23 protein-coding genes are annotated in these 26,386 nt (G+C 70.7%); 18 read left to right on the forward strand and 5 right to left on the reverse strand.

Features of this window, described 5'->3' with window-relative positions; all coding sequences use genetic code 11:
- Positions 1-11 precede the first annotated feature (11 nt).
- Together SM116_RS07750 and def are read left to right on the forward strand one after the other, a co-directional pair.
- Positions 12-1,973, forward strand: coding sequence for a MinD/ParA family ATP-binding protein (locus tag SM116_RS07750; RefSeq protein ID WP_320943870.1), 1,962 nt, complete (start codon positions 12-14; stop codon positions 1,971-1,973).
- A 4-nt stretch (positions 1,974-1,977) separates the two neighbouring features.
- Entirely contained in the window at positions 1,978-2,466 is a 489-nt protein-coding gene (gene def / locus SM116_RS07755; RefSeq protein ID WP_320943871.1) for a peptide deformylase, read from the forward strand.
- Positions 2,467-2,525: 59 nt separating this feature from the next.
- On the opposite strand, the gene SM116_RS07760 is transcribed toward def, so the two are convergent.
- On the reverse strand, positions 2,526-4,358 hold the full coding sequence (locus SM116_RS07760; protein WP_320943872.1) for an AMP-dependent synthetase/ligase: 1,833 nt from the start codon (positions 4,356-4,358) through the stop codon (positions 2,526-2,528).
- Positions 4,359-4,466: 108 nt separating this feature from the next.
- Here SM116_RS07760 and SM116_RS07765 point away from each other — a divergent pair, with 108 nt between their 5' ends.
- The 3 genes from SM116_RS07765 to SM116_RS07775 are packed head-to-tail and all read left to right on the forward strand — an operon-like array spanning position 4,467 to position 7,528.
- Positions 4,467-5,402 (forward strand): ROK family glucokinase, encoded by a 936-nt coding sequence (locus SM116_RS07765; RefSeq protein WP_320943873.1) that lies wholly within the window; start codon positions 4,467-4,469, stop codon positions 5,400-5,402.
- A gap of 24 nt (positions 5,403-5,426) precedes the next feature.
- Positions 5,427-6,149 carry a lysophospholipid acyltransferase family protein gene (locus tag SM116_RS07770; RefSeq protein ID WP_320943874.1) on the forward strand — a complete coding sequence of 241 codons (723 nt, stop codon included), beginning with the start codon at positions 5,427-5,429 and terminating at the stop codon, positions 6,147-6,149.
- 41 nt (positions 6,150-6,190) lie between these two features.
- The gene (locus SM116_RS07775) at positions 6,191-7,528 is read left to right on the forward strand and encodes a class II 3-deoxy-7-phosphoheptulonate synthase (protein WP_320943875.1); all 1,338 of its coding nucleotides are present in this window, start codon (positions 6,191-6,193) and stop codon (positions 7,526-7,528) included.
- Positions 7,529-7,570: 42 nt separating this feature from the next.
- Here the strand turns inward: SM116_RS07775 and pknB are convergent, their stop codons facing one another.
- A complete protein-coding gene (gene pknB / locus SM116_RS07780) occupies positions 7,571-9,523 on the reverse strand; it encodes a Stk1 family PASTA domain-containing Ser/Thr kinase (protein ID WP_320943876.1) in 1,953 nt (650 codons plus the stop codon).
- Positions 9,524-9,611: 88 nt separating this feature from the next.
- Entirely contained in the window at positions 9,612-10,784 is a 1,173-nt protein-coding gene (locus SM116_RS07785; protein ID WP_320943877.1) for a muramidase family protein, read from the reverse strand.
- Positions 10,785-10,933: 149 nt separating this feature from the next.
- On the opposite strand from SM116_RS07785, the gene SM116_RS07790 reads away from it, so the two are divergent.
- A complete protein-coding gene (locus SM116_RS07790) occupies positions 10,934-11,284 on the forward strand; it encodes an Rv2175c family DNA-binding protein (RefSeq protein ID WP_345136873.1) in 351 nt (116 codons plus the stop codon).
- A gap of 11 nt (positions 11,285-11,295) precedes the next feature.
- On the opposite strand, the gene SM116_RS07795 is transcribed toward SM116_RS07790, so the two are convergent.
- Positions 11,296-12,375 (reverse strand): polyprenyl synthetase family protein, encoded by a 1,080-nt coding sequence (locus SM116_RS07795; protein WP_320943878.1) that lies wholly within the window; start codon positions 12,373-12,375, stop codon positions 11,296-11,298.
- A gap of 66 nt (positions 12,376-12,441) precedes the next feature.
- Here SM116_RS07795 and SM116_RS07800 point away from each other — a divergent pair, with 66 nt between their 5' ends.
- From SM116_RS07800 to murG, 10 genes are all read left to right on the forward strand, one after another.
- The gene (locus tag SM116_RS07800; RefSeq protein ID WP_320943879.1) at positions 12,442-12,810 is read left to right on the forward strand and encodes a DUF3040 domain-containing protein; all 369 of its coding nucleotides are present in this window, start codon (positions 12,442-12,444) and stop codon (positions 12,808-12,810) included.
- Positions 12,811-13,033: 223 nt separating this feature from the next.
- On the forward strand, positions 13,034-13,465 hold the full coding sequence (mraZ, locus tag SM116_RS07805) for a division/cell wall cluster transcriptional repressor MraZ (protein ID WP_320944128.1): 432 nt from the start codon (positions 13,034-13,036) through the stop codon (positions 13,463-13,465).
- A 101-nt stretch (positions 13,466-13,566) separates the two neighbouring features.
- Positions 13,567-14,538, forward strand: a complete 972-nt coding sequence (gene rsmH, locus SM116_RS07810) for a 16S rRNA (cytosine(1402)-N(4))-methyltransferase RsmH (protein ID WP_320943880.1) — start codon at positions 13,567-13,569, stop codon at positions 14,536-14,538.
- Positions 14,535-15,155: a cell division protein FtsL gene (gene ftsL, locus SM116_RS07815; RefSeq protein ID WP_320943881.1), complete on the forward strand. Its 621-nt coding sequence runs from the start codon at positions 14,535-14,537 to the stop codon at positions 15,153-15,155. The genes rsmH and ftsL overlap by 4 nt, the downstream gene beginning before the upstream one ends.
- Before the next feature lie 4 nt (positions 15,156-15,159).
- Positions 15,160-16,947 (forward strand): peptidoglycan D,D-transpeptidase FtsI family protein, encoded by a 1,788-nt coding sequence (locus tag SM116_RS07820; RefSeq protein WP_320943882.1) that lies wholly within the window; start codon positions 15,160-15,162, stop codon positions 16,945-16,947.
- Positions 16,948-16,971: 24 nt separating this feature from the next.
- Positions 16,972-18,384, forward strand: coding sequence for a UDP-N-acetylmuramoyl-tripeptide--D-alanyl-D-alanine ligase (locus tag SM116_RS07825; protein ID WP_320943883.1), 1,413 nt, complete (start codon positions 16,972-16,974; stop codon positions 18,382-18,384).
- Positions 18,381-19,484 carry a phospho-N-acetylmuramoyl-pentapeptide-transferase gene (gene mraY / locus SM116_RS07830; RefSeq protein WP_320943884.1) on the forward strand — a complete coding sequence of 368 codons (1,104 nt, stop codon included), beginning with the start codon at positions 18,381-18,383 and terminating at the stop codon, positions 19,482-19,484. Before SM116_RS07825 ends, mraY begins: the two co-directional genes overlap by 4 nt.
- Positions 19,481-21,058, forward strand: coding sequence for a UDP-N-acetylmuramoyl-L-alanine--D-glutamate ligase (gene murD / locus SM116_RS07835; protein ID WP_320944129.1), 1,578 nt, complete (start codon positions 19,481-19,483; stop codon positions 21,056-21,058). The genes mraY and murD overlap by 4 nt, the downstream gene beginning before the upstream one ends.
- Positions 21,021-22,268 carry a peptidoglycan glycosyltransferase FtsW gene (locus tag SM116_RS07840; RefSeq protein WP_320943885.1) on the forward strand — a complete coding sequence of 416 codons (1,248 nt, stop codon included), beginning with the start codon at positions 21,021-21,023 and terminating at the stop codon, positions 22,266-22,268. Before murD ends, SM116_RS07840 begins: the two co-directional genes overlap by 38 nt.
- A 40-nt stretch (positions 22,269-22,308) precedes the next feature.
- Positions 22,309-23,385: an undecaprenyldiphospho-muramoylpentapeptide beta-N-acetylglucosaminyltransferase gene (gene murG / locus SM116_RS07845; RefSeq protein ID WP_320943886.1), complete on the forward strand. Its 1,077-nt coding sequence runs from the start codon at positions 22,309-22,311 to the stop codon at positions 23,383-23,385.
- A 3-nt stretch (positions 23,386-23,388) separates the two neighbouring features.
- On the opposite strand, the gene SM116_RS07850 is transcribed toward murG, so the two are convergent.
- Complete coding sequence (locus SM116_RS07850; RefSeq protein WP_320943887.1) at positions 23,389-23,760, reverse strand: GntR family transcriptional regulator; 372 nt, start codon at positions 23,758-23,760, stop codon at positions 23,389-23,391.
- Positions 23,761-23,884: 124 nt separating this feature from the next.
- On the opposite strand from SM116_RS07850, the gene murC reads away from it, so the two are divergent.
- On the forward strand, positions 23,885-25,297 hold the full coding sequence (murC, locus tag SM116_RS07855; RefSeq protein WP_320943888.1) for a UDP-N-acetylmuramate--L-alanine ligase: 1,413 nt from the start codon (positions 23,885-23,887) through the stop codon (positions 25,295-25,297).
- Between the two features lie 3 nt (positions 25,298-25,300).
- Positions 25,301-26,299, forward strand: a complete 999-nt coding sequence (locus SM116_RS07860; RefSeq protein ID WP_320943889.1) for an FtsQ-type POTRA domain-containing protein — start codon at positions 25,301-25,303, stop codon at positions 26,297-26,299.
- Positions 26,300-26,386: the final 87 nt, after the last annotated feature.

The raw sequence follows: 26,386 nt of genomic DNA on the forward strand, positions 1-26,386 counted from the left end.
AGAACTCACCAGTGAGTCCTGACCGCATTGACAACACGCCTGATGCCGACGACGACGAACAGAACGGCGTTCTGAGCGATACCGCCAGCATCGACACGACCGGCATCGCGATCTTCGGATCGACCGCTCACGTCAGCGTGAGCATGCCGGTCGGCTCCGAGGACGACGACCTCGACAGCGACGATGTCGTCGACGACATCGTCGCCGACGAGATCGCCGTGGAGCACATCCACCTCGACGCCGCGGCGCTGCCCGCCCTCGCCGGATCCGACGATGCGTCGGATGAGGCCGAATTCCAGGCGGAAGACGCAGAGGTCGTCGTGGCCGAGATCATGTCCGAGGACGAAGTCTTCGAAGCCGTGGTCGTCGAGGACGTCGACACCGTCGAGCAGGGCGAGCAGGTCGAGCAGGTCGAGCACGCCGATGAGCTCCAGGATGCCGGGCAGGAGGCGGTCGCCGAGTCCGTCGACGCTGAGCCTGCCGCGTCCGAGCCCGTCGAGTCCGAGCCCGTCGAGTCCGAGCCCGTCGACGCCTACGCCGCCTTCGCCGCGGCGGGCTTCGACGTGAGCGGACTCACGGACGAGCCCCTCGAGCCCGAGGTGCTCGACGACGCAGAGGACGGCGAGGACGTCATCGACGTGGACGCCCCGGCCGAAGAGCCGGCGGACCTCGCGCCGGTCGGCGATGCCGAGGATCTGGACGAGCTGGACGTCCACCTCGAAGATGAGATCAGCAAGACCGACGCCGTCGATGGGGATTCGACGCAGGGGGACGAACTCGAGCCGGCAGATGAGGCGCCGGCGGAGGACGCCGTCCAGGACGAGGGGGATGCCGTGGACGAACAGAAGCCGACCACTGATTCGTTGACGCGCTCGGCGTTGCGCCAGGCGACGGGCGCTGTGCCGGTCCAGCCGGCCGCCGCGGCTCCCGGCGATGTCGAGCGCGTGCACCAGACCGAGCGCGTCGCGGTGCACCCGACCGAGATCTCGCTGACCTCGAAGCGCGTCGGCGAGTTCGAGCCCGACCGCGAGAGCGCCGACCTGCTGACCGCCGATCGCCTTCTCGACCACACGAAGGTGGGACGCACCGAGCCCGAGGGCACGTGGCAGCAGTTCGTGTACTCGATCTCGGGACGTCGTATCAACCTCGGCGACGGCAAGCGCGCCCGCGCGCGCAAGGAGCTCGACCGTCGCATCGCCGCGCCGCTGGCCGGCGGCGCCCGCTTCGTGCCGGTCGTGTCCCGCAAGGGCGGCGTCGGCAAGACGACGATCACGACGCTGCTCGGGATGGCGCTCGCCGACGCCCGCGACGACCGGGTGATCGCGATCGACGCCAACCCGGACCGGGGCACGCTGGCCGAGCGCATCGCGCGCACGAGCGGCCGGACGGTCCGCGACCTCGCACGCCTGAGCGGCGCGGTCAACGGCTTCAACGACATCTCGACGATCGTCGCCCGCGACGAGACGCGCCTCGACATCATCTCGTCGGATTCCGACCCGCACGTCTCCGAGGCGTTCAGCGACCACGACTACCGAGATGTCGCGGCCGTCGCCGCGCACTACTACTCGATCGTGCTCACCGACACCGGCACCGGCATCGTGCACTCCGTCATGGGGGCGACCCTCGACATGGCCGATGAGCTCGTCATAGTGGCCGGTCTGAGTGTCGACGAGGCGCGACTGGCGTCCGAGACCCTGACGTGGCTCGAGGCGAACGGCTTCGCCGACAAGGTGCGCCGCGCGGTCGTCGTCCTGAACAACGCGCGTCCCGGCTCGCCGCTCGTGCTCCCGAACGAGCTCGAGGCGCACTTCCGCTCGCGCGTGCGCGCCGTCGTGCGCATGCCCTACGACCCGCACATCGGCGCCGGCACCGCGATCTCGTACCGAGAGCTGCAGCCTGCGACGCGGGAGGCGGCGCGCCAGCTCGCGGCGACGATCATCGAGGGACTGCGTTCGCTCGACGCGGCGGCCTGACGCCATGGCGGTCCGCCCCATCCGTGTCTTCGGCGACCCCGTCCTGCGCTCGGCGAGCGCGCCCGTGGCGAGCATCGACGACGGCGTGCGCGCGCTCGTGCGCGACCTCGTCGACACCGTGGAGCTGCCGGGGCGTGCCGGAGTCGCGGCGCCGCAGATCGGCGTCGGCGTGCGCGCCTTCAGCTACAACATCGACGGCGACATCGGCTACGTGCTGAACCCCGTGCTCGTCGAGGTCGGCGGCGAGCCGACGCTGACGGGCGAGGGGTGCCTCTCCGTCCCGGGTCTGTGGCATGACGTGATGCGCTACCCCCACGCCAAGGTCATCGGCATCGATCTGGACGGCAACGAGGTCATCCTCGAGGGCGAAGGCCTGTTGGCGCAGGCGCTCCAGCACGAGACCGACCATCTCGACGGCAAGCTGTACCTCGACCGACTCGACCCCGAGCGCCGCCGCGTGGCGATGCGCGAGATCCGCGAGGCGAGCTGGTGACCACGCGCGAATGAGCGAACGGCGGTCGGCTCGGCCGACCGCCGTCCTCGTCGGCGGACTCAGCCGACGGCGTTGTTGGTCGTCTTGACCGGGACGTTGTAGAGCTCGTCGACGGCGCCCGAGTAGTCCGACAGGATCACGTGGCGCTTGATGCTCATCTTCGGCGTGAGGTGGCCGCTGGCCTCGGTCCACTGCGTCGGCAGGATCGTGAACTTGCGGATCGACTCGGCGCGCGACACGAGCTTGTTCCCCTCGTCGACGGCGCGCTGCACCTCGGCGCGGACCTGCGCATTGGTCGCACAGTCGTCGAGCGGCATATCGGCGGGCAGTCCGTTGTTGGCGAGCCACGTGGGAAGCATCTCGGCGTCGAGCGTCACGAGCGCGCCGATGAACGGTCGCTGATCACCGACGACGACGACCTGGCCGACGACCGGGTTCGCGCGGATCGCGTCCTCCAGCAGGGCGGGCGAGACGTTCTTCCCGCCGGCGGTGACGATGATCTCCTTCTTGCGACCGATGATCGTGAGGAAGCCCTCGTCGTCGAACGAGCCGAAGTCGCCGGTCCGGAACCATCCGTCGTCCATCGCGTCCGCGGTCGCGGCCTCGTTGTGCCAGTACTCGCGGAAGACGTTGATGCCGCGCACCTCGATCTCACCGTCCTCGGCGAGACGGATGCCGACGCCCGGCAGCACCGGACCGACGGTGCCGATCTTCGACTTGGTCGGCAGATTGACCGTCGCTGGCGCCGTGGTCTCGGTGAGGCCGTAGCCCTCGAGCACGGTGATGCCGAGCGAGTGGTAGAAGTGCCCCAGGCGCGCGCCGAGCGGCGCCGAGCCGGAGACCGCGTACGAGACGTTGCCGCCCATCGCCGCGCGCAGCGTCTTGTAGACGAGGCGATCGAAGAGAGCGAACCTGAGCTTGAGCATGAGCGGGATGCGGCGCCCCTCCTGCAGCCGGGTCGAGTGCTCGACCGCCGTGTTCGCCGCCGCGCGGAAGATCTTGCCCTTGCCGCCGGACTCCGCCTTCTGCTCGGCGGAGTTGTAGACCTTCTCGAACACGCGCGGGACCGCGAGCAGGAACGTCGGCTTGAACGAGCCGAGCGCGGGCAGCAGGCGGCTCGTGTCCGGCTGATGCCCGGTCTTCACGCCGGCGTGGATGGCGAGCACCGAGATGAACCGGGCGAAGACGTGCGCCGTCGTGATGAACAGGAGTGTCGAGGCGCCGGGCACCTGCACGACCTCGGACAGCGCGACCGCGGAGTTGCGCGAGAGCTCGACGAAGTTGGCGTGCGTGAGCACGCAGCCCTTCGGACGCCCGGTCGAGCCCGACGTGTAGATGAGGGTGGCGATGTCGGCACCGTTCGCGATGGTGCGGCGGCGCTCGATCTCGGCGTCGGGCACGTCCGTGCCGGCCGCGACGAGCTTCTCGAGCGCGCCGTCCGCCATCGACCACGTCGTGCGCAGAAGCGGAAGGTCGACGGCGGCCTCGGCGAGACGCTCGGCGTGCGACGGCAGCTCGGTCATGCACGCCACGGCGCCGGAGTCGGACAGGCACCACGTGATCTGCGCGGTGGAGCTCGTCTCGTAGATCGGCACCATCACCGCACCCGCGTAGAAGAGCCCGAAGTCGACGAGCGACCACTCGTAGGTCGTGCGGGCGATGAAGCCGACCTTGTCGCCGGGCTCGATCCCGGCAGCCGCGAACCCCTTGGCCAGCGCGATGACCTGCCGCTGGAACTCGGCGGCCGACACGTCCTTCCAGCCGTCGCCGTCCGGCACGGCGAACAGGGCCCGGTCCGGCGTCTCCTTCACCCGCTCGGAGAGCAGGTCGGTGATGTTGGCGCTCGGGTCGGCCGGGACGACAGCGGGCACTTCGAACTGGACGGCGCTCACTTCGGCAACTCCTTCGGTACCGCTCCATGCGGTGGCGTATCGAGTCTATGGCAGGCGCTCGGAGGCCCTGAGGCGGGCCGCCGACGGCCGCGCCACTAGACTTCAGCGGTGCTCACAGTCGGAATCGACATCGGCGGAACGAAGATCGCAGGAGGCGTCGTAGACGCAGGCGGCAGCATCCTGGAGAAGCTTCGCGTCGACACCCCTGCAGACCCGGATGCGCTGACGGATGCCGTGGCCGCCATGGTGCGCCACTTCGGCGAGCACCACGAGATCGCCGCCGTCGGCGTCGCTGCGGCCGGGTTCATCGACCGCGATCGGGCCGTCATCCTGCACGCCCCGAACATCGACTGGCACGACACCCCGCTGCGCGACCAGCTGCAGGACCGGCTGTCCATGCCGATCACGCTCGAGAACGACGCGAACGCGGCGGGGTGGGCCGAGTTCCGGTTCGGTGCCGGCCGCCGCACCCACGACATGGTGATGCTCACGATGGGAACGGGCGTCGGCGGTGCGATCGTCACGGGCGGCAAGCTCTTCCGCGGCGGCAACGGCATCGCCGGCGAGCTCGGCCACGTGCGGCACGTGCGCGACGGACTGCTGTGCGGCTGCGGTCAGCGCGGCTGCATCGAGATGTACGCATCCGGTCGCGCCCTGCAGCGCGAGGCGAACGAGATCGCGGATGCCGGCGGCATCGGCGCCCGCCTCGCCCAGGTCCGCGCGGAGAAGGGCGAGATCCCGGGCACCGCGGTCTCGCGGCTCGTGCTCGAGGACGACCCGGGTGCGATCGAGGCGATCACGCGCGTCGCGAGCGCGCTGGGCGAGGCCTGCGCGAGCTTCACCGCGGTGCTCGACCCCGAGCTGTTCGTGATCGGCGGGGGAGTGGCGCAGCTCGGCGACGCGCTGCTCGATCCCATGCGAGCCGCCTACGAGGAGACGCTGCCGGGCGCCGGCGAGCGCCCGAGCGCGTCGTTCGCGATCGCGCAGCTCGTCAACGACGCGGGGCTCATCGGGGTGGCGGACCTCGCCGCCCAGACCGACTGAGCAGACACCGAGCGGAGCACCGCCATGGCCTACTGGATCTTCAAGTACATCATCATCGGGCCGATCGTGAAGGCGATCTTCCGTCCGTGGATCGTGGGGCGGCGCAATGTCCCGGTGGAGGGCGCCGCGATCCTGGCCAGCAACCACCTGTCGTTCTCCGACTCGATCTTCCTTCCGCTCCTCATCGACCGCCCGATGGCGTTCCTCGCGAAGAGCGACTACTTCACCGGCAAGGGCATCAAGGGCTGGGCGACCCGGCTGTTCCTCGAGGGCACCGGTCAGCTGCCGATCGACCGCTCGGGCGGCAAGGCGTCGGAGGCGTCACTCAACGCGGGTCTGCAGGTGCTCGGCCGTGGTGAGCTGCTGGGGATCTACCCGGAGGGCACGCGCAGCCCCGACGGCAAGCTGTACCGCGGACGCGTGGGCATCGCGCGCATGGCGCTCGAGGCGCAGGTGCCCGTCGTCCCGGTCGTGATGGTCGACACCGGCGAGGTCATGCCGATCGGCAGGCGGGTGCCCCGCATCGGCCGCGTCGGGATCATCATCGGCGAGCCGATCGACTTCAGCCGCTTCCAGGGCATGGAGGGCGATCGGCACGTGCTGCGCTCCGTGACCGACGAGATCATGGTCGCGCTGCAGCGCCTGGGCGCGCAGGAGTACGAGGACGTGTACGCCTCCACAGTGAAGTCGCGCGCGACGGCGACGGCTTCGGCGACGCGCTCCCCGAGCACCGGGTCCGCGTCGTAGCACGGCGCTGGCGCCGGGTGTCTCCCCGATAGACTGGCCGGATGCTTCAGCAGCTGGATCCCCTCGACCACTGGCGCACTCTGCCCATCAAGCAGCAGCCGCAGTGGCCCGACGCCGATGCCGTCGCTGCCGTCTCCGCGGAGCTTGCGACGCTCCCGCCGCTGGTGTTCGCGGGCGAGGTGGACAACCTGCGCGACAAGCTCGCGCGCGCCGCATCCGGTCGCGCCTTCCTGCTGCAGGGCGGCGACTGCGCCGAGACGTTCGCCGGCGCCACGGCGGAGCAGATCCGCAACCGCATCAAGACCGTGCTGCAGATGGCCGTCGTGCTCACGTACGGCGCGTCGATGCCGATCGTGAAGATGGGCCGCATGGCGGGCCAGTTCGCCAAGCCCCGCTCGAGCGACACCGAGACGCGCGGCGACGTCACCCTTCCGGCGTACCGCGGCGACATCGTCAACGGATACGACTTCACCGAGGGCTCTCGCCGGGCCGACCCGGCGCGGCTGCTGAAGGGCTACCACACCGCCGCATCCACGATCAATCTGATCCGCGCGTTCACACAGGGCGGCTTCGCCGACCTGCGCGAGGTGCACTCGTGGAACCGGGGCTTCGCGCAGAACCCGGCGAACCAGCAGTACGAGCGCCTGGCAACCGAGATCGACCGTGCCATCAAGTTCATGGAGGCCGCAGGCGCCGACTTCGACGAGCTCAAGCGCGTCGAGTTCTACACGGGCCACGAGGGCCTGCTGATGGACTACGAGCGCCCGATGACGCGCATCGACTCGCGCACCGGCACGCCGTACAACACGTCGGCTCACTTCCTGTGGGTCGGCGAGCGCACACGCGAGCTCGACGGCGCGCACGTCGACTACTTCTCGAAGATCCGCAACCCCATCGGCGTGAAGCTGGGCCCTGCGACGTCGCCCGACACCGCCCTCGCCCTGATCGACAAGCTCGACCCCGAGCGCGAGCCCGGCCGCCTGACCTTCATCACGCGCATGGGGTCGGGCAAGATCCGCGACGCGCTTCCGCCCCTCCTGGAGGCGGTGAAGGATGCGGGCGCCACCCCGCTGTGGGTCACCGACCCCATGCACGGCAACGGCATCACGACGCCCACCGGCTACAAGACGCGTCGCTTCGACGACGTCGTGGACGAGGTGCGCGGGTTCTTCGAGGCGCACCGCGCCGTCGGCACGTTCCCGGGCGGCATCCACGTCGAGCTCACGGGCGACGACGTGACCGAGTGCCTCGGCGGCTCGGAGCAGATCGACGAGGCGACCCTCGCGACGCGCTACGAGTCGCTGTGCGACCCGCGCCTGAACCACATGCAGTCGCTCGAGCTCGCCTTCCTCGTGGCCGAGGAGCTCGAGAAGCGCTGAGTCCGGGCGCGCTCGCGGCGCGTTCCCCGCGATGGGGGAGGCTCAGTAGCCGCTCGACTTCACCTTCACGCTCGTGCCCGGCGGCACCTGGGTGCCCGCCTTCGGATCCGTCCCGTTCGCGGTGAAGAAGCCCCACAGGGCTTCGGGGATGGAGCTCTGCGGGTTGAGACCGGCCTTCGTCAGCGCCGCCATGGCCTTGTCGAGCGACTGTCCGGAGATGTCGGGGATCGCGATGGGCTGCGGGCCCTTCGAGACGATCAGGGTCACCGTCTCGCCGGGAGCCCAGTTGCCGCCGCCGTCGCGCGGTGCGACGCCGATGACCTTCTTCTTGTCGACCGTGCTGCTGTACTGCTCGGTCGTCTTGCCCGAGACCTTCAGCCCGACGCCCTCCAGCTCGCGCGTCGCGTCGTCGACGGTCTCGCCCGAGACGTCCGGGAGGCGCCCCGCCGACACCACGAGCGCGCCGGAGTCGCCTTCGTGGACCGTGCAGCCCTTCGAGCAGTCGATCGCCTTGCCGTCGGAGCGCTGCGTGATGGATGCCGACACCACGATGCCCTTGTCGGCATCCGTGAAGACCTGCGCATCCTGACCGACGCTGACCTTCGCGTCCTCGAGCACCGTGCGCGCCGCGTCCGAGCTCTGGCCCGCGAGCGCAGGGATGTCGTGCGGAGCCGGGCCCTTGGAGACGATGACGGCCACAGTCTTGTTCTTCGCCACGGGCGTGCCCGCTGCCGGGTCGGTGCCGATGACGATCCCGAGGGCGATCGCCTCGCTGTAGGCGTCCTGTTGGGTCGCCTTGAGCGACCGGTCTGCCAGTGTCGCCTGCGCCTGCGCGAAAGTCTGCCCCGAGACGGCCGGGACGGGGATGAGGGAGCCGGGGCCGGAGCCGAACCACCATCCTGCGGCCCCTGTCAGTGCGGCGGCCAGGACGACCAGCACGAGGATCCACGCGCCGCGGGCGGCACGCCGCTTCGTCGCTGTGCGCAGGCGTGAGGCGTTGTCGGCCTCGGGCATGGACGGCAGCGCCAGGGGGGCGGCGGGCAGGGCACCGGTGGCCGGCATGATCGCGGTCACGTCGGTGGAGTCCAGCCGCGCGACCGGAGTGGTCACCGCCGGGACGGCGAGCGTCCGTGCGACCTGGGCGCCGAGCCCGAGCTGGTCCTCGATCTCGCGGAGCCGGTCGAGCATGACGCCGGCGTCGGCCGGGCGATCGTCCGGGGCCTTCTCGGTCGCCCACAGCACGAGCTCGTCGAGCTGCTCGGGCACGCCGGGATTCTTCACGCTCGGCCGCGGCACCGAGTCCGTCGCATGCTGATACGCGATCTGCATCGGCTGCTCGCCCTTGTACGGCTGCTCGCCGGTGAGCATCTCGTAGAGCATGATGCCGAGCGCGTAGATGTCGCTCCGCGCATCCGCCGTGCCGCGCGTCACGAGCTCGGGCGCGAGGTACGCGATCGTGCCGAGCAGCAGCTGCCCGGTCGCGGTGTTGGCGCTCGTCGCCCGCGCGAGGCCGAAGTCACCGATCTTGATGCGGCCGTCCTCGGCGAGAAGGACGTTCTCGGGCTTGACGTCGCGGTGCACGATGCCGGCGCGGTGCGCGGCCGACAGGCCGGAGAGCACCGCATCCATGATCGTCACCGCCTGCGGCACGGTGAGCCGGCGCTGGTCGCGCAGCAGCTCGCGCAGGGTGATGCCCGGCAGGTACTCCATGACGAGGTACGCCATGTCCTCGTCCTGCCCCTGGTCGAAGACGTTGACGACGTGAGGATCGGCGAGGCGCGCCGCGGCGCGGGCCTCCTGGATGAAGCGCCCCTGGAAGACGGCGTCGTCGCTGAGGTGCCCATGCATGACCTTGAGCGCGACCCGGCGCTCGAGCCGGAGGTCGGTGGCCACGTACACGGTCGCCATCCCGCCGCGCGCGATGCGCGCGCGCACCCGGTACCGGCCGTCGACGAGGCGGCCGATCAGCGGGTCGAACGGCTGACTCGTGCTCACCCTGCGAGTCTACGGACGACCGGATGCGCGGCCGGGCAGCGCCTCGCCCGCAGGGGCCGGGATGCGGCAGGTCCTCAGGATCTGGCCGTCACCCGAGAGCGGCGAGCCAGCGGGCGGCGGGAGCCTCCCACGGCGCGTAGGCGTCGGGGTAGGCGGAGTTCTGCACCGCCTGGGCGGCCTGCGTGAACGTCATCGACTGCCAGCCCGGGACGTCGAGCAGGCCGCGGGTCGTGCTGCCGTTCGGGTCGCGGGGACCCCCGTAGAAGACGCGCGTCGAGCGCTCGGCATCCGCGATCTGGGCAGGAGTGCCCCATCCGTAGCTCGGACGCTGCTGGAACAGGCCGACCGAGTCGCGGTCGCCGTGGGCGAGGTTGCGGAGGGAGGACTCCTGCATCGCGGTGCCGAGGGCGATCGTGATGCCGCGATCGGACACTCCCAGCTGGCGGCCGACTCTGATGATGAGCTTCGCGTTCGCGATCTGCTCGGTGGTCAGGCCCGTGGGGCTCGGGATCGCCAGACGCTGCCCGGGATAGATGATCGACGAGCGGGAGAGGCCGTTGGCCGTGAGCACCGCGGCGACGGTCACTCCGAACCGGTTCGCGATGCCCGTGACGGTGTCGCCGGTGCGGACCGTCCACGTGGTCGCCGCAGGGGCGCGCGTGGGCGCCTGTGCCACCGGGGCCTGTGCCAGCGGGGCCTGTGCCACCGGGGCCTGTGCGGCGGCGGGCACCATGCGGCCCGGGATGGTGAGGCGCTGTCCGGGGTAGATGATCGACGACGCCGAGAGGCCGTTCGCCTGCAGCACGGCGGCGACGCTGACACCGAACGCCCGCGCGATGCGGGAGATCGTGTCGCCCTGGGCGATCGTGTAGGCGGCGGATGCGGGGGACGGCGACGATGCCGGCGGCGCGGCGGCCGGCGCGGCCCCTGGGGCCGAGAGCCGCAGGACACGGCCGGGCTGGATGACGCTGTTCCAGCCGAGCCCGTTCCACGACAGCAGGCTCGCCGTGTTCAGCCCGTACCTGCGCGCGATCGCGCTCACGGTGTCGCCCTGCTTCACGGTACAGGTCGCAGGAACGGCGGCCGCGGCCGCACGCGCCGTCGTCACCGGGTGGGCGGCGAGCCGCACGGCGACGTCGGTGTGAGGCTGTACGGCCCGCTCGACGGGAGCGGCATGCGCAGGCAGCGCGCTCAAGGTGAGCGCCAGCGAGCCGGCGATCGTGGTCGGCACCGCCACGGCGGCGCGAATCGGATTCCACACGGTTTCCCCCCGTTCGACCGGAATCAGGTCCTTGCCACCGTGTCATGCGGTGTGATTGATGTCAACCAGTGCTATTGGAGCGGTCGATGTGGTTTCTGTGACAGAAGTGGTGTCGACTCGACTCCCGGCGCAGGTGAGATAGTGGCTGTGTGACCGGATCGATCCCCGCACGCACAGAGACCGACTGGCTGACGATGCCCGACCTCGTGGAGGCCTTGGGCCAACCGCTGGGACGGGTCCGACGCCTCCTCGACGAGCACCACCTGGTCGGCAGCCGCCGCGACGGCACGTTCAAGGTTCCGGCCGTCTTCATCGTCGACGGGCATCCGCTCTCGTCGTTGCACGGCACGCTGATCGTGCTGCAGGACGCGGGGTTCGACGACGACGAGGCGATCGACTGGCTGCTCGAACCCGAGGACACGATCGGGATCTCGCCGATCGACGCCCTCCTGATGGGTCGCAAGAGCGAGGTCCGCCGCGTCGCTCGCGCGCTCGCCTGACAGCGTCCGCGTCAGGCGACCCGGACGGTGGATGCCCGCGCCAGATCGCGCAGCTCGCCGACCGCCGCGTTGTCGAGCCGAGCACCCGACAGCGCTCGGTCGGCCTCGCGCGCATAGTCGGCGATGAGCGCCTCGACCCGGTCGAGCGCACCCGTCTGGACGATGGTCTCCTGGAGCGAGGCGATCTGCTCGGCATCCAGCTCGGGATCGCCGAGCAGTTCGTCGAACACCCGCCGCGCGCCCGTCGGCATCGCCTCGCGTGCGAAGGCGACGAGCACGGTGCGCTTGCCCTCGCGCAGGTCGTCTCCCGACGGCTTCCCGGTGACCGCTTCGTCGCCGAAGACGCCGAGCACGTCGTCGCGGAGCTGATACGCCATCCCGAGCGGATGCCCGAAGGCCGAGAGCGCATCACGCTGCCCCGCATCCGCCCCGCCCAGCGCAGCGCCGATCAGCAGCGGCTGCTGGACGCTGTACCGGGCCGACTTCAGGGATGCCACGCGCAGCGCGCGCTCGGCGTGCCTGTCGTCGGGCTCGGTGCGGAACGCGGACTCCTCGGCGATGTCGAGGAACTGGCCGATCGTCACCTCCCGGCGCATGGTCGCATATTCCGCGCGCGCCGCGGAGGCGGTGTCGACGGATGCCTCGACCAGCCCCTCCTCGAAGAGATCGTCGCTCCACGCGACGAGCAGGTCGCCGAGCAGCACGGCGCCCGCGCGGCCGAAGGACTCGGCATCCCCCTCCCACGTCGCGGCCCGGTGATGGGTCTCGAGCGCCCGGTGCGCGGCGGGCTTGCCGCGCCGCGTGTCGGAGTTGTCGATCACGTCGTCGTGCACGAGAGCGGCGGCGTGGAACAGCTCCAGAGCGGCTGCCGCGGCGACGGCCGCCGGACTCGGCGGCGAGCCTGTGACGCACTGCCAGCCGGCGAGGAGGAAGCGGGCCCGAAGGCGCTTTCCGCCGGCGACGGATTCGGCTCCGGCAGCGGTGATCAGAACCGCTTCCGGCCCGAGCGGAACCGCGTGATCACGCTGAATCCGGAGGAAATTGTCGAGTCGCTGGGAAACCGCCGCGATCGCGTCCGGAGCAGGTGCCACGGGCCTAGCCTAATAAGGAATCGCGCGCGTAGAATCGTCGCACCCGGCACAACTCTAGGGGGATGAATGCCACTCTCCGAACAGGAGCAGCGTCTGCTCGACGAGATGGAACGGCATCTCATGCAGAACGACGCGGACGTCGTATCCGCGCAGCGCGACGGTCGCTCCCTCAGCTATCGCAACATCGTCTACGGCACGATCCTCGTGCTCGTCGGAATCGGCGGACTGCTCGGCGGTGTCGTGACGCAGCTCGTCATCGTCGGGGTGGTCGGCTTCGTCGCCATGCTCGCCGGCGTCATCCTCGCCGTGACTCCCATCCGCGCCGAGGCTCCCGAGGCCAAGAAGAAGAAGGAGCCGACGCCCAAGGGCTCGTCATCCGGATCGTTCATGGACCGCATGAACGACCGATGGGATCGACGCCAGGGCGATCACTGACTCCACTTTCCTCCACGTCTGCGACACCGGCCCTCGGGCCGGTGTTTTTTTGTGCCCTGACGCGGTTCCTCCGGCGGCGGCGAACACGCCGCGGGGGCTCATCGGCGCGCCCGGAGCGGGCCGAACCCTGAGAAAACGACGCGCGGGGGAGGCGAAGTGGAGGAAAGTGGAGTACGGTGGGGGAAAACCTCACGGGGGGCCGGACAAAGGGGGTGGTTTGGCGATGCTGTTGGGCACGCACACTCCCAAGCTCGATGACAAAGGCCGGGTGATCCTCCCCGCGAAGTTCCGCGACGACCTCGGCAAGGGCGTCGTCGTCACGCGAGGTCAGGAGCGCTGTCTGTACGTCTTCAGCACGGCGGAGTTCGAGCGCGTCCATGAGCGCATCCGCGAGGCTCCGCTGAGCAACAAGCAGGCACGCGACTTCATGCGCATGTTCCTCGCCGGCGCGAGCGCCGAGACCCCCGACGGCCAGAACCGCATCACCATCCCTCCGCAGCTTCGTCAGTACGCCGGGCTCGACCGCGAACTCGTGGTCACGGGCGTCGGGGCGCACGCGGAGATCTGGAACGCCGACGCGTGGAACGCCTACGCCGAGGAGAACGAATCCGGTTACGCAGAACTCGAGCAGGAGGTGATTCCGGGCCTGTTCTGATCCTGGGCTGTGATCTCCACCCGCTCACGCCCTGACGCCACTTCCCCGGCGCCAGGTCGGGACGGTGGGGGATCAGGGTTCAGGATCCCGCCCCGACGCCGATGAGCCTCCGCGACATCCACACCCCGGTCATGCTCGAGCGCTGCGTCGAGCTGCTCGCCCCCGCGCTCGAGCGCGACGACGCCGTGCTCGTCGACGCGACCCTCGGCATGGGCGGCCACACCGAGGCGTTCCTCGAGCGCTTCCCGCGCCTGCACGTGATCGGCCTCGACCGCGACACCGACGCCCTCCGCATCGCGGGGGAGCGGCTCGCCCCCTTCGCCGACCGCGTGACCTTCGTGCACACGGTCTACGACGGCATCGCCGACGCGGTCGCGGCCCACGCCCCGGGGGGACGGGTGGACGGCATCCTCTTCGATCTGGGCGTCTCGTCGCTGCAGCTCGACGTCGCCGATCGCGGCTTCGCGTACGCGCAGGATGCGCCGCTGGACATGCGCATGGATCAGACGACGGGGATGACGGCGGCCGACGTGCTCGCGACGTACGGCGAGGGCGACCTGCGCCGCATCTTCGAGCGCTACGGCGAGGAGAAGCTCGCCGGGCGGTACGCGCGGGCGATCATCGCCGCACGGGCGACGCAGCCGATCGAGCGCTCCGGCCAGCTCGTCGACATCCTGCAGGCGGCGACACCGGCTGCCGTCCAGAGGGCGGGTCACCCCGCCAAGCGCGTCTTCCAGGCTCTGCGCATCGAGGTCAACGCCGAGCTGACCGCGGTCGAGCGGGCGATCCCTGCGGCGCTCGGATCGCTGCGGGTCGGCGGGCGGATCGTCGTGCTGTCGTACCAGTCGCTGGAGGACCGCATCGTCAAGCGCGAGCTCGCGGATGCGTCGACGTCCACAGCACCGGCAGGACTGCCCTTCGAGCCACCGGAGCATGCGCCACGGTTCCGCCTGCTCGTGCGAGGAGCGGAGCTGGCGAGCGACGAGGAGCAGGCCCGCAACCCGCGGGCCAAGCCCGTGCGGCTGCGCGCGGCTGAACGAGTCAGAGACGAGCAGGCGGGGGAGGCATCATGACGATCGCGACGACCGCGGCGGCGGCGCGCACAGCGCCCGCGCCGCGGCGGGAGACCGGGCAGACGCGCCTCCGGGCGATCGAGAGCCGAGCGCGCCGCCGCCGGCCGCGCCTGGCGTACGCCCTCGTCGCCATCGCCGGTGTCCTCGCCATCGGCGCCGCGCAGATGACGCTCTCGATCATGACGACGCAGAGCTCCTTCGCCCTGTCGCAGCTGACACAGCAGCAGCGCACGCTGACCCTGCAGAAGCAGGTGCTCTACGACGACGTCGCCGGCCTCAGCTCGCCCCAGTACCTCGCGGCCAACGCATCCGCCCTCGGCATGATCGTCGCGGAATCACCGTCCTATCTGCGTCTCAGCGACGGCGCGGTGCTCGGAACCGGAGCGCCCGCGACGGGCGCCTCGAGCGTCGACGTCACCTCGCGCGGCTCGGTGCCCAACGCGCTCATCGCGAAGACGCCGCTCGTGACCGATCCCGCGGCGACGGTGGGAGGCGACACGTCCGCGGCGACGCCCGCGTCCGGCGCGGACGGCACGACGGCGACCGGCGCGACTCAGCCCGATCCGGCGACACCCCCGCCGCTGACCGACGGACTGCCGTCGCCGAGCACACACTGAAGCCATGACGACGAGAAGCACGCGAAGCCCCCGTCGCCGAACGGTCGTCGTCCTCGCCGTGGTCCTGGCCGTCCTCACCGGGTTCATCATCCGGCTCGTCGACATCCAGGTCGTCAACGCGCGCGAGCACATCGCCGACTCCATGTCCCTCGGCCTCGGCGACGCGAAGAAGCTGTACGGCACACGGGGATCGATCGTGGATGACTCGGGCACGACGCTGGCCACGAGCGTCCTGCAGTACGACTGCCAGCTCGATCCGAAGAATGCGGGCAAGGTCGAACGCCGCACTGCGGACGGCACCAAGGTCACCACGAGCTGGCCGGACGTCGCCGACGAGATCGGGGCGATCACGGGTCAGGCCGGCGCCGACGTGCAGAAGATCGTCGCGGATGCCAAGGCGATCGATCCGAACTCCCGCTTCGCGTACCTGAAGAAGGGGCTGTCGACCGAGCAGTACCGCAAGCTGATGGAGCTCGGCACGGGCTTCGTCGCGTGCGTGCCCGCGCAGAAGCGCGCCTATCCCAACGGCGCGGTGGCGGGCAACCTCCTCGGCTTCATGGGCACGGACGGCACCGCCCTCGGCGGACTCGAGCTCGCCGAGAACCAGTGCCTGACGGGCAAGGACGGCACACTGACCTTCGAGAAGGGCAAGGACGGCGTCATCATCCCGGGCACCGAGTCCGAGGTCCCGGCGGTCGACGGCGGCACCGTGAAGCTCACGATCGATTCCGACCTGCAGTGGTACATGTCGCAGCTGATCTCCGAGCAGGTGCAGGACACGCAGGCCGTGCGCGGCACGATCACCGTCGTCGACATCAAGACGGGCAAGATCAAGGCCGCGGCCGAGTATCCGACCGTCGACCCCAACGACGTGACCGCCTCGAAGCCCGACGACCGGCGCAGCCATATCTTCACCGACACGTTCGAGCCCGGCTCGACCTTCAAGGGCCTCACCGCGTCGTCCCTCATCGACGGCGCCGGACAGTCGCCCACCTCCACGGTGCAGGTGTCGGATCACATGCGGTTCGCCAACGGTGCGGTCGTGAGCGACGCCACGTCGCACGGGCTGGTCGACTACACGCTCGCCGGCGTCCTCATCGACTCGTCGAACGCCGGAATCTCCAAATTCAGCGAGCGGATCGACCCGAACCTCCGGTACGACTACCTGAAGAAGTTCGGGATCGGCACCGGCAGCGCTGTGGCCTTCCCCGGTCAGGCGAAGGGCCTCATCCACCCGGTGTCGAAATGGGACAACCAGATGCTGTACGACACCGCGTACGGCCAGGGCCTCACCACCACCGTGCCCGAGCTCATGAGCGCGTACACGGCCATCGTCGACGGCGGGATGAAGATGCCGCTGCGGCTCGTCGAATCGTGCACGAAGGCGGACGGCACCGTGGTGACCCCCGAGACGCCCGCGCCCACCCGCGTCATCTCCGCGCAGACCTCGGCCGAGATGCGCGAGATCCTCGAGAACGTCGCGATGCAGGCGTCGTACTCCAAGCTCGTCAAGATCCCCGGCTATCGCATCGCCACGAAGACCGGAACGGCGCAGCAGGTCGACCCGGGAACGGGCCGCTACCGCGCCGGCCTCTACTTCACCACGATGATCGGCTTCGCCCCGGCGGACGACCCCCAGTACCTGGTCGCGGTGACCCTCGATTCGCCCTCTACGGTAAGGTCGTCTTCGGCCAACGCCCCCGCGTTCCAGAAGGCGATGACGCAGGTCTTGAAGACTTACCGCGTCATGCCGTCGACGACGGCGCCGACCGTTCTGCCGAAGTTCGGCTGAACGGGGCGCCCGCCCCAGGAAGTCATGATCGCGCTCACCCTCACCGAGATCGCCGCGGCCGTCCGCGGCACCATCCGCCTCGCCGGCGACGACACCCCCGAGACGATCGTCTCCGGAGAGGTCGACACCGATTCGCGCGCGATCGCCCCCGGCGGGATCTTCGTCGCCAAGCCGGGCGAGACCACCGACGGGCACCTGTTCGTCGGCCGTGCGATCGAGGCGGGCGCCGTCCTCGCGATCGTGGAGCACCCGGTCGACGAAAGCGTCACGCAGATCGTCGTCGACGACGTCGTGGTCGCGCTCGCCGACCTCGCCCGTGACGTCGTCGCCCGCGTGCGCGCGCACGGGCGCCTGCGCGTCGTGGGGATCACCGGATCGAACGGCAAGACGACCACGAAGAACATGCTCGCCCGCATCCTGCAGGACGAGGGCGAGACGATCGCCCCGCGCGGCTCGTACAACAACGAGGTCGGTGCGCCGCTCACGATGCTGCGGGTGACGGATGCCACGGCCTTCCTCGTGAGCGAGTTCGGCGCGAGCGGCCCGGGCGAGATCGCGCGCCTCGCGGGACTCGTCACACCCGACATCGGCGTCGTCCTGATGGTCGGGATGGCGCACGCGGGCGGCTTCGGCGGCATCGAGGCGACGACCGTCGCGAAGTCCGAGCTGGTCCGCGCCGTCGGCGCGGGCGGCCTGGCGGTGCTCAACGCCGACGACGGCCGCGTCGCGTCCATGGCCGCGATCGCCGAGGAGCGCGGTGTGCGCGTCCGCTGGTTCGGCCAGGGCGCGTCGGCGGATGTCCGCGGGAGCGACATCGAGGTCACGGCATCCGGCACGCGCCTGACCGTCACCGCCGACGGCGAGAGCCTGCCGCTGCACCTGCGCGTGCTCGGGGCCCATCACGTCGGGAACGCCCTCGCGTCGATCGCCACCGCGACGGCTCTGGGCGTGTCCCTGGCGAACGCCGTCGCACGGCTCGAGACCGTCGAGCTCGCGGAGCGCTGGCGCATGCAGCCTCTGGGCTCCGACCGCGTGCGCATCATCAACGATGCGTACAACGCGAGCCCCGACTCCATGGCGGCGGCGCTGCGCACCCTGGCGCAGATCGTCGGCCCGGGCGAGCGCACTGTGGCGGTCCTCGGCGCGATGAGCGAGCTCGGCGAGTACGCGGGGGAGGAGCACGACCGGATCGGCGAGCTCGCGGTGCGCCTGCGCATCCAGCGCATCGTGATCGTCGGCACCGGCGCGCGGCGGATGTTCCTCGCCGCCGTCGGCGAGGGCTCGTGGGACGGCGAGGCCGTCTTCTTCGCCACCGCCGACGAGGCGTACGACTATCTGCTCGGAGAGCTGCGGGACGGCGACCGCGTCCTCGTGAAGTCGTCGAACTCCGCGGGGCTCCGCTTCCTGGGGGATCGTCTGGGAGAATCGTTCTCGTGAGGTCCATCCTTTCCGCAGCGGCGATCTCGCTCGCGTTCACGCTGTTCCTCACGCCGGTCTTCCTGCGCATCTTCCGCAAGTGGGGATGGGGGCAGGTCATCCGCACGCCGGAGGACATCCGCAACCCCAGCCACGGCGCCAAGCGCGGCACGCCCACGATGGGCGGCACGATCTTCATCGTCGGCACGATCGTCGGCTACGTCATCGGCTGCTACACGGGCAACAATCCGCCCACTCTCTCCGGATGGCTCGTCATCTGGATGATGGTCGGGTTCGGGGTCGTCGGCTTCATCGACGACTTCATGAAGCTTCGGCAGCAACGCAGCCTGGGCCTGAGCGGCTGGCGCAAGATCATCGGCCAGCTCATCGTGATCGTGCCGTTCGGCATCGTCGCGCTGAACTTCCCGAACCGGGACAACCAGACCCCGGCCTCGCCGTTCGTCTCCTTCTTCCGCGACATCCCCGCGCTCTACTTCTTCGCGGCGGGCGCCATCCTGGGCTGGATCCTCTACCTGCTGTGGATCTCGCTCATCGGCCTGGCCACCTCGAACGGTGTCAACCTCACCGACGGTCTCGACGGCCTCGCCGCCGGCAGCGGCGTCTTCGTGATCGGCGCTTACAGCCTCATCTCGTTCTGGCAGTGGAACGAGTCCTGCCGTCGCGCCAGTGCCGACATCTTCTCGGCGTGCTACTCGACACCCAATCCCTTCGACCTCGCCATCGTGTCGGCGTCGTTCGTCGGCGCGCTCGTCGGCTTCCTCTGGTGGAACTCGCCGAAGGCCGAGGTCTTCATGGGAGACGTCGGCTCGATGGCCATCGGCGGTGTGCTCGCCGCCATGGCCATCCTCACCCGCACCGAGCTCCTCCTCCTCGTCGTCGCGGGCGTCTACGTGATCGCCCCGGGCTCGGTCATCCTGCAGCGCGCCTACTTCAAGCTCACGCGAGGCAAGCGCATGTTCCTCATGAGCCCGTTCCATCACCACCTCGAGATGCGCGGCTGGCCGGAGGTCACGATCGTCGTGCGCATGTGGCTGATCGCCGGGATGCTGGCGGTCACGGGCGTCGGTCTCGTCTACGTCGAATGGCTGTCCGCCGTATGAGCCGGGAGGGGAACGCGGGAGGCCGCGCCGAGGAGGCCGCCGAGCGCCTCGACGCTCTGCGCAGCTGGTACGCGGACTGGCGCGGGCTCCGCGTCGCCGTGCTGGGACTGTCGATGACGGGCTTCGCCGCGGCGGACACTCTCGCCGAGCTCGGCGCCGACGTGTTCGTGGTCACGGAGTCGGCCGACCCCGAGTACGAGCGGCTGCTGCCCGTCATCGGCGCGAGGCTGCGCGTCGGAGCGCTGGACGCCGTCCCCGACGAGCTCGTCGCCTTCGACCCCGAGGTGGTCGTGGCGTCGCCGGGCTTCGCGCCGCACCATCCGGTCATCGAATGGACGCAGCGCGAGCACATCGCGCTGTGGGGCGATGTGGAGCTCGCATGGCGCGTGCGCGACAAGGTCGTGCGCGCCGACGGCAGCCCGGCCGAGTGGGTGCTGATCACGGGCACGAACGGCAAGACCACGACGACCCGGCTCGCCGCGACGATGATCGCGGCCGGTGGCAGGCGCGTCGCACCATGCGGCAACATCGGCGTGCCCGTGCTCGACGCCGTCCGCGATCCCGGCGGCTTCGACGTCCTCGTCGTCGAGCTCTCGAGCCACCAGCTCTGGTACCTCGGTCTGCAGACGGACGGCCCCGCCCCGCTCTCGCCGTGGGCGAGCGTGTGCCTCAACCTCGCGGACGACCACCTCGAGTGGCACGGCTCGGCCGAGGCGTATCGCGCAGCCAAGGCCGTCGTCTACGAGAACACGCGCATCGCGTGCGTCTACAACAAGGCGGATGCCGCGACCCGGCGCATGGTCGAAGACGCAGAAGTCGTCGAGGGGGCGCGAGCGATCGGGTTCGACCTCGGGGTCCCCGGTCCGAGCGACCTGGGGGTCGTCGAGGGCATCCTCGTCGATCGAGCCTTCCTCGAGGATCGCCGCACGAGCGCCCTCGAGCTCACGACGCTCGAGGACCTCGCGGCGCAGGGGCTCGCGGCGCCGCACGTCGTCGCGAACATCCTCGCAGCGGCCGCCCTCGCGCGTTCGCTCGACATCGAGCCGCACGCCATCCGCGCCGCCCTCGAGGACTTCCGCCTGGACCCCCACCGCATCGAGATCGTCGCCGTCGAGGCCGGCATCACCTGGGTGGACGACTCGAAGGCGACCAACCCGCACGCGGCCGCGTCGTCGCTCGCCGCGTATCCCGGCGCGGTCTGGGTCGTCGGGGGACTGCTCAAGGGCGTCGACATCTCGGAGCTCGTCGCCGACCGCGGGCCTTCCGCCAAGGCGGCGATCGTCATCGGGGTGGAGCGAGGCGACATCGTCGCGGCGTTCGCGCGACACGCGCCCGCGGTGCCCGTGTTCGAGGTCGACCACGGCGAGACTGAGGACGTCATGGCGCGGGTCGTCGAGCTCGCGTCCGGGATCGCGCAGGACGGCGACGTCGTCCTGCTGGCCCCGGCCGCAGCATCCTTCGACCAGTTCGCGTCGTACGCAGACCGCGGCCGGCGCTTCGCCGAGGCCGTGCGGGATCGAATCGGAGGGGGGACCGGTGACGACCACGACGACCCGGCCCACCCGTCCGGCTGACGCCTTCGACGCTCCTTCCGCCGATGCCCGTCGCGGCCTCGCCGCACGCATCTCGCTGGGGCGCGTGTTCGCTCCGGTGCCCGTGGAGTTCCTGCTGATCGCATCCACGGCGCTGCTGCTGACGACGTTCGGCCTCGTCATGATCCTCTCCGCCACCTCGGCGACGACCCCCTCGGCGCCGCTCGAGACGGTGATGAAGCAGGGCGTCTTCGCGATGATCGGCATCCCGCTGATGCTCATCGGCAGCCGCATGCCCGTGGCGTTCTGGAAGCGCATCGCGTGGCCCGCGCTCATCGTCGCCACCGTGCTGCAGCTGCTGGTGTTCACGCCGCTGGGCCACACGTTCGACGGCAACCGCAACTGGATCGTCGTCGCCGGCGTGCAGGCGCAGCCGGCGGAGTTCCTCAAGCTCGCCCTCGCGCTGTGGCTCGGGTTCGTCCTGTACCGCAAGCAGACGCTCCTCGGACTGTGGCGCCACGTGTACATCCCGGTCGTCCCCGTGGCCGCGGCGGTCATCGCGACCGTCATGGCCGGCAACGACCTGGGCACGGCGATGATCCTGACGCTCGTCGTCCTCGGTGCGCTCTTCTTCTCCGGTGTGCGCCTGCGGGTCTTCATCCTGCCGCTGCTCGCCGGTATCGGCTTCGTCGCGTTCTACGCGGTGAAGAGCCCCGACCGGATGCGGCGCATCCTGAGCTTCATGGACACCAGCTGCCTCGACACCTACTACAGCGACTGCTACCAGCCGCTGCACGGGATCTGGGCGCTCGCCGGCGGCGGACTGTTCGGCCTGGGCCTGGGCAACTCGAAGGAGAAGTACGGCTGGCTGCCCGCGGCATCCAGCGACTACGTGTTCGCGATCGTCGGCGAGGAGCTGGGGCTCATCGGATGCGCCGTGCTGCTCACGCTGTTCGCGATCTTCGCGGTCGGCGTCTTCCATATCATCCGCAAGACGAACGACCCCTTCGTGCGCATCGTCTCCGGCGGCATCGTCATCTGGATCGTCGGGCAGGCCCTCATCAACATCGCCGTGGTGCTGCGGCTGTTCCCCGTGCTCGGCATCCCGTTGCCCTTTGTCTCACAGGGCGGCACCTCGCTGCTCTCGGTGCTGATGGCGACCGGCGTGCTCCTCTCCTTCGCGCGCACGCTGCCGCGCAGGGAAGCCGTGCCGCAACGGCAGCCCGCGCGATCGCGCGCCGCCGCACGCTAGTCGCCCAGGAGCGTCGATCACGGCCCGATAGGGTCGGACGGTGACGACTTACCTCCTCGCCGGCGGCGGTACGGCCGGGCATGTGAACCCGCTCCTCGCGGTCGCGGACGGTCTGCGCGACCGGGATCCGGATGCCTCGGTGCTGGTGCTCGGCACGAAGGAGGGACTGGAGGCGCGACTCGTGCCCGAGCGCGGCTACGAGCTGCTGATCGTCGACAAGGTCCCTTTCCCGCGCCGGCCGGGTCGTGCGGCGGCGACCTTCCCGCGGCGCTACCGCACGGCCATCGCGCAGGTGCGCGACCACATCCGGACGCACGGCGTCGACGTCGTCATCGGCTTCGGCGGGTACGCGTCGGCGCCGGCATACGTCGCGGCGCGCCGCGAAGGCATCCCGTTCGTCGTGCACGAGGCGAACGCGAAGCCGGGTCTCGCGAACGTCCTGGGCGCGCGCAGCGCGGCTCGCGTGGGCGTCGCGTTCCCCGGCACGCGCCTGCGGGGCGCCCGCGTCGTCGGGATGCCGCTGCGCCGCGAGATCGTCGACCTCGATCTCGCCGCCGCGCGCGCGCAGGCGGCCGAGCACTTCGGGCTGGATGCGACGAGCCGCACCCTGCTCGTCTTCGGCGGCTCGCTGGGTGCGCAGCGCCTCAACGAGGCCTTCGCCGCATCCTGGCGGGACGTGCTGGATGCCGGGTGGCAGCTGCTGCACGTGACAGGGGAGCGGGCCGACCTCGCCGACCCGGAGGTCGCCGGCTATGCGATGCGGCGGTACGTCGACCGGATGGACCTCGCCTACGCCCTCGCCGACCTCATCGTGTCGCGCTCGGGAGCGGCGACCGTGAGCGAGATCTCGGCGCTCGGCATCCCCGCGGTGTTCGTGCCCTATGCCGTCGGCAACGGCGAGCAGGCGCTCAACGCGGCCGCCGAGGTGGAGGCGGGAGCGGCGATCATCCTGCCCGACGCCGCCTTCACCCCGGATCGCGTGCGGAGCGAGGTCGTTCCGCTGCTGCACGACGAGAAGCGGCTGGAGCGGATGCGGCAGGCCGCCGCCGGCGTCGGGACCCGGCGCGGCACGGAGAACGTCATCGAGCTCATCGACGAGGCGCTCGCGTCGCGGTAGCGATTACACGAGCTTCGCGGGGCCGGAGCGCAGCGCGGCTGCGGCGAGGGCGAGCGCTTCGTCGGCATCGAGGTGCAGGGTGCGGATCTGCTGCGCGAAGGCCTCCGCGGCCTGTCGTGCCTGCTCACGGACCGGGTCGTCGCCGCCGCGCACGAAGCTGCCGTTGCGGCCTCGCGTCTCGATGACCCCGGCGGTCTCGAGCTCGCGGTACGCGCGCGCCACGGTCCCGGGGGCGACGCCGAGCTCCTCGGCGAGCCGCCGCACCGTCGGCAGACGATCCCCGGGCGCAAGCTCGCCCGATGAGACCGCATCCGCGAGCTGCGCGCGCAGCTGCTCGAACGGCGGCGCACTCGAGGTCGCATCGATGACGATCACCCGGACACCTCCCTGTGCGCACGACGGATGCCTCCATGCTGCCGCATCGACGTGCCGGTGCGCCGCAGCGCGGCGGGCGCGCCGGGGCCGGCGCATCCCGACCCCGACCTAGACTCGTAGGGCCATGATCAGACCCGACCTGAGCCTTCCCATCCCCGACGAGATCCGTTCCGCGCACTTCATCGGCATCGGCGGCTCCGGCATGTCCGGCCTTGCCGGCATGTTCCTCGACCGCGGCATCGCGGTCTCCGGGTCGGACCGCGCCGACAGCGCGGCGCTGCAGGGCCTCGCGGCCCGCGGCGCCCGCGTGCACGTGGGCCACGACGCCGCCAACCTCGCCGACGCCGACACCGTCATCCACACGGGCGCGATCTGGCCGGAGAACCCTGAGTACGTCACCGCGAAGGAGCGGGGGATGCCGGTCATCCACCGTTCGCAGGCGCTCCACTGGCTGATCGGCGGACGTCGCCTCGTGTCCGTCGCAGGCGCCCACGGCAAGACGACCTCGACCGGCATGATCGTGACAGCCCTGAAGACCCTCGGCGCCGACCCGAACTTCGTCAACGGCGGCGTGATCTCCCAGCTCGGCGTCTCGAGCGGCAGCGGCTCGGACCCGCTGTTCGTCATCGAGGCCGACGAGTCCGACGGCACGTTCCTGCTGTACGACACGTCGATCGCCCTCATCACGAACGTCGACCCCGACCACCTCGACCACTACGGCAGCCACGACGCCTTCGTCGACGCGTTCGCCCGCTTCGGCGACGGGGCGCGCGAGGCCGTGGTGATCTCCGCGGACGACGCGGGCGCGATCGAGGTCACCAAGCGCATGACGCACCCGCGCATCGTGACGTTCGGCGAGGCCGAAGGTGCCGACGTGCGCGTGGTCGACATCCGCACCGACGGCCCGGTCTCGTTCGCCGTCGAATACGAGGGCCGACGCGTCGAGGCGCAGCTGCCCGTCCCCGGCGCGCACAACGCCGTCAACGCCACCGGCGCCGTCGCCGTGCTGCTCCTTCTCGGCCGGGGGCTCGAGGAGGCCGTCCGCGCGGTCGAGGAGTTCACGGGCACCATCCGCCGCTTCGAGCTGCACGGCGTGCAGCGCGGGGTCAGCGTCTTCGACGACTACGCGCACCACCCGACCGAGGTCGCCGCCGCTCTCGCCGCCGCGCGCACGGTGGTCGGCGACGGCCGGATCATCGCCATCCAGCAGCCCCACACGTACTCGCGCACCCAGCTGATGGCCGGTGAGTTCGCCGAGGTCCTCGAGAGCCACGCCGACCACACCGTGATGCTCGACGTCTACGGCGCGCGCGAGGACCCGATTCCGGGCGTCACGGGCGAGACGGTGGCCGCGCGCTTCGCCGACCCGTCGCACGTGCACTACGTGCCGGACTGGCAGGATGCCGCGGACTACACCGCGTCGATCGCCCGACCGGGCGACTACGTCATCACGCTCGGCTGCGGCAACGTGTACCAGATCATCCCGCAGGTGCTCGCGGCACTGGGCGACGGCGCGGACGCGGCGGACGAGGCCTAGCCCATGCAGCGCCCCACTCCGCTCCCGCCGCAGGCCGAGAAGCCGGCGCCGAGGAGCGCGGCCGAGGCGCCGACGCCGTCGAAGGCCCGCGCGTCGAAGGCGCGCGCAGCGAAGGGCGAGCTGCCGCCGGAGGAGCTCCGGACTGCGCAGGTCGGCGCCGAGCCGCTGGCCCCCGTCACCCCGATCTCGTCCGACGGCCATGACCCTGATCGGGCGGAGGGCGAAGCGGCGGATGCCTCTCCGATCGGCGTGCGGGACGTGTGGCGCGCAGCGCGTGCCCGCCGCAAGGCGCTGCGCGCCGAGGTGCGCCGCTTCACGGGCCGCCAGCGGCGCAGGCGCGCGCTGTGGATCGGGGCCGCGGCATCCATCGGCATCCTCGCCCTGGTGACCCTCGGCGCCGCGTACAGCCCGCTGTTCGCGGTCGAGCGCGTGGAGGTCGTCGGCACGTCGCAGTTGAAGGCGTCCGCGGTGGTCGACGCGCTGCAGGCCCAGATCGGCAAGCCCCTGCCGCTCGTCGACGAGAGCGCCGTGAAGGCCGCCCTCGTGCGCTTCCCCCTCGTGGAGTCGTACACGCTCGAGGCGCGGCCGCCGCACGAGCTCGTGGTGCGGATCGTCGAGCGCACGCCGGTGGGCGTCATCCAGGGACCGGCCGGATACACGCTGGTGGATGCGGCGGGCGTCGCCCTCTCGACCACCTCGACGGCGCCTCCGGGTGAGCCGATCGTCACGGTGCCCGGCGTGCACTCGTCGGCGTTCGCCTCGCTCGGCCAGGTGATGCGCGCCCTTCCGGCGGCCATCCGCACGCAGGTGACGGCGGCATCGGCCACGACGCCGGACGACGTCACGCTCACCCTCGGCGGCACGCGCACGCAGGTCGAATGGGGGAGCGCGGACCAGTCCGCACTCAAGGCGCTCGTGCTCGAGGAGGCCATGAAGGCGAAGCCGCCGGCATCCGTCAGCGCATACGACGTGTCGACTCCGACGTCCGTCGTCTTCCGCTGAGTCGTCGCGCCGAGCTCGTCCCTCCACCGGCGAACGCCGACTTGCGCGACACGCCCAGGCGAATGCGGGCCCCGCGAGGGGGTCCGC

Source organism: Microbacterium rhizosphaerae (genome assembly GCF_034120055.1).
In the GTDB taxonomy this organism is placed as follows: Bacteria; Actinomycetota; Actinomycetes; order Actinomycetales; family Microbacteriaceae; genus Microbacterium; species Microbacterium rhizosphaerae.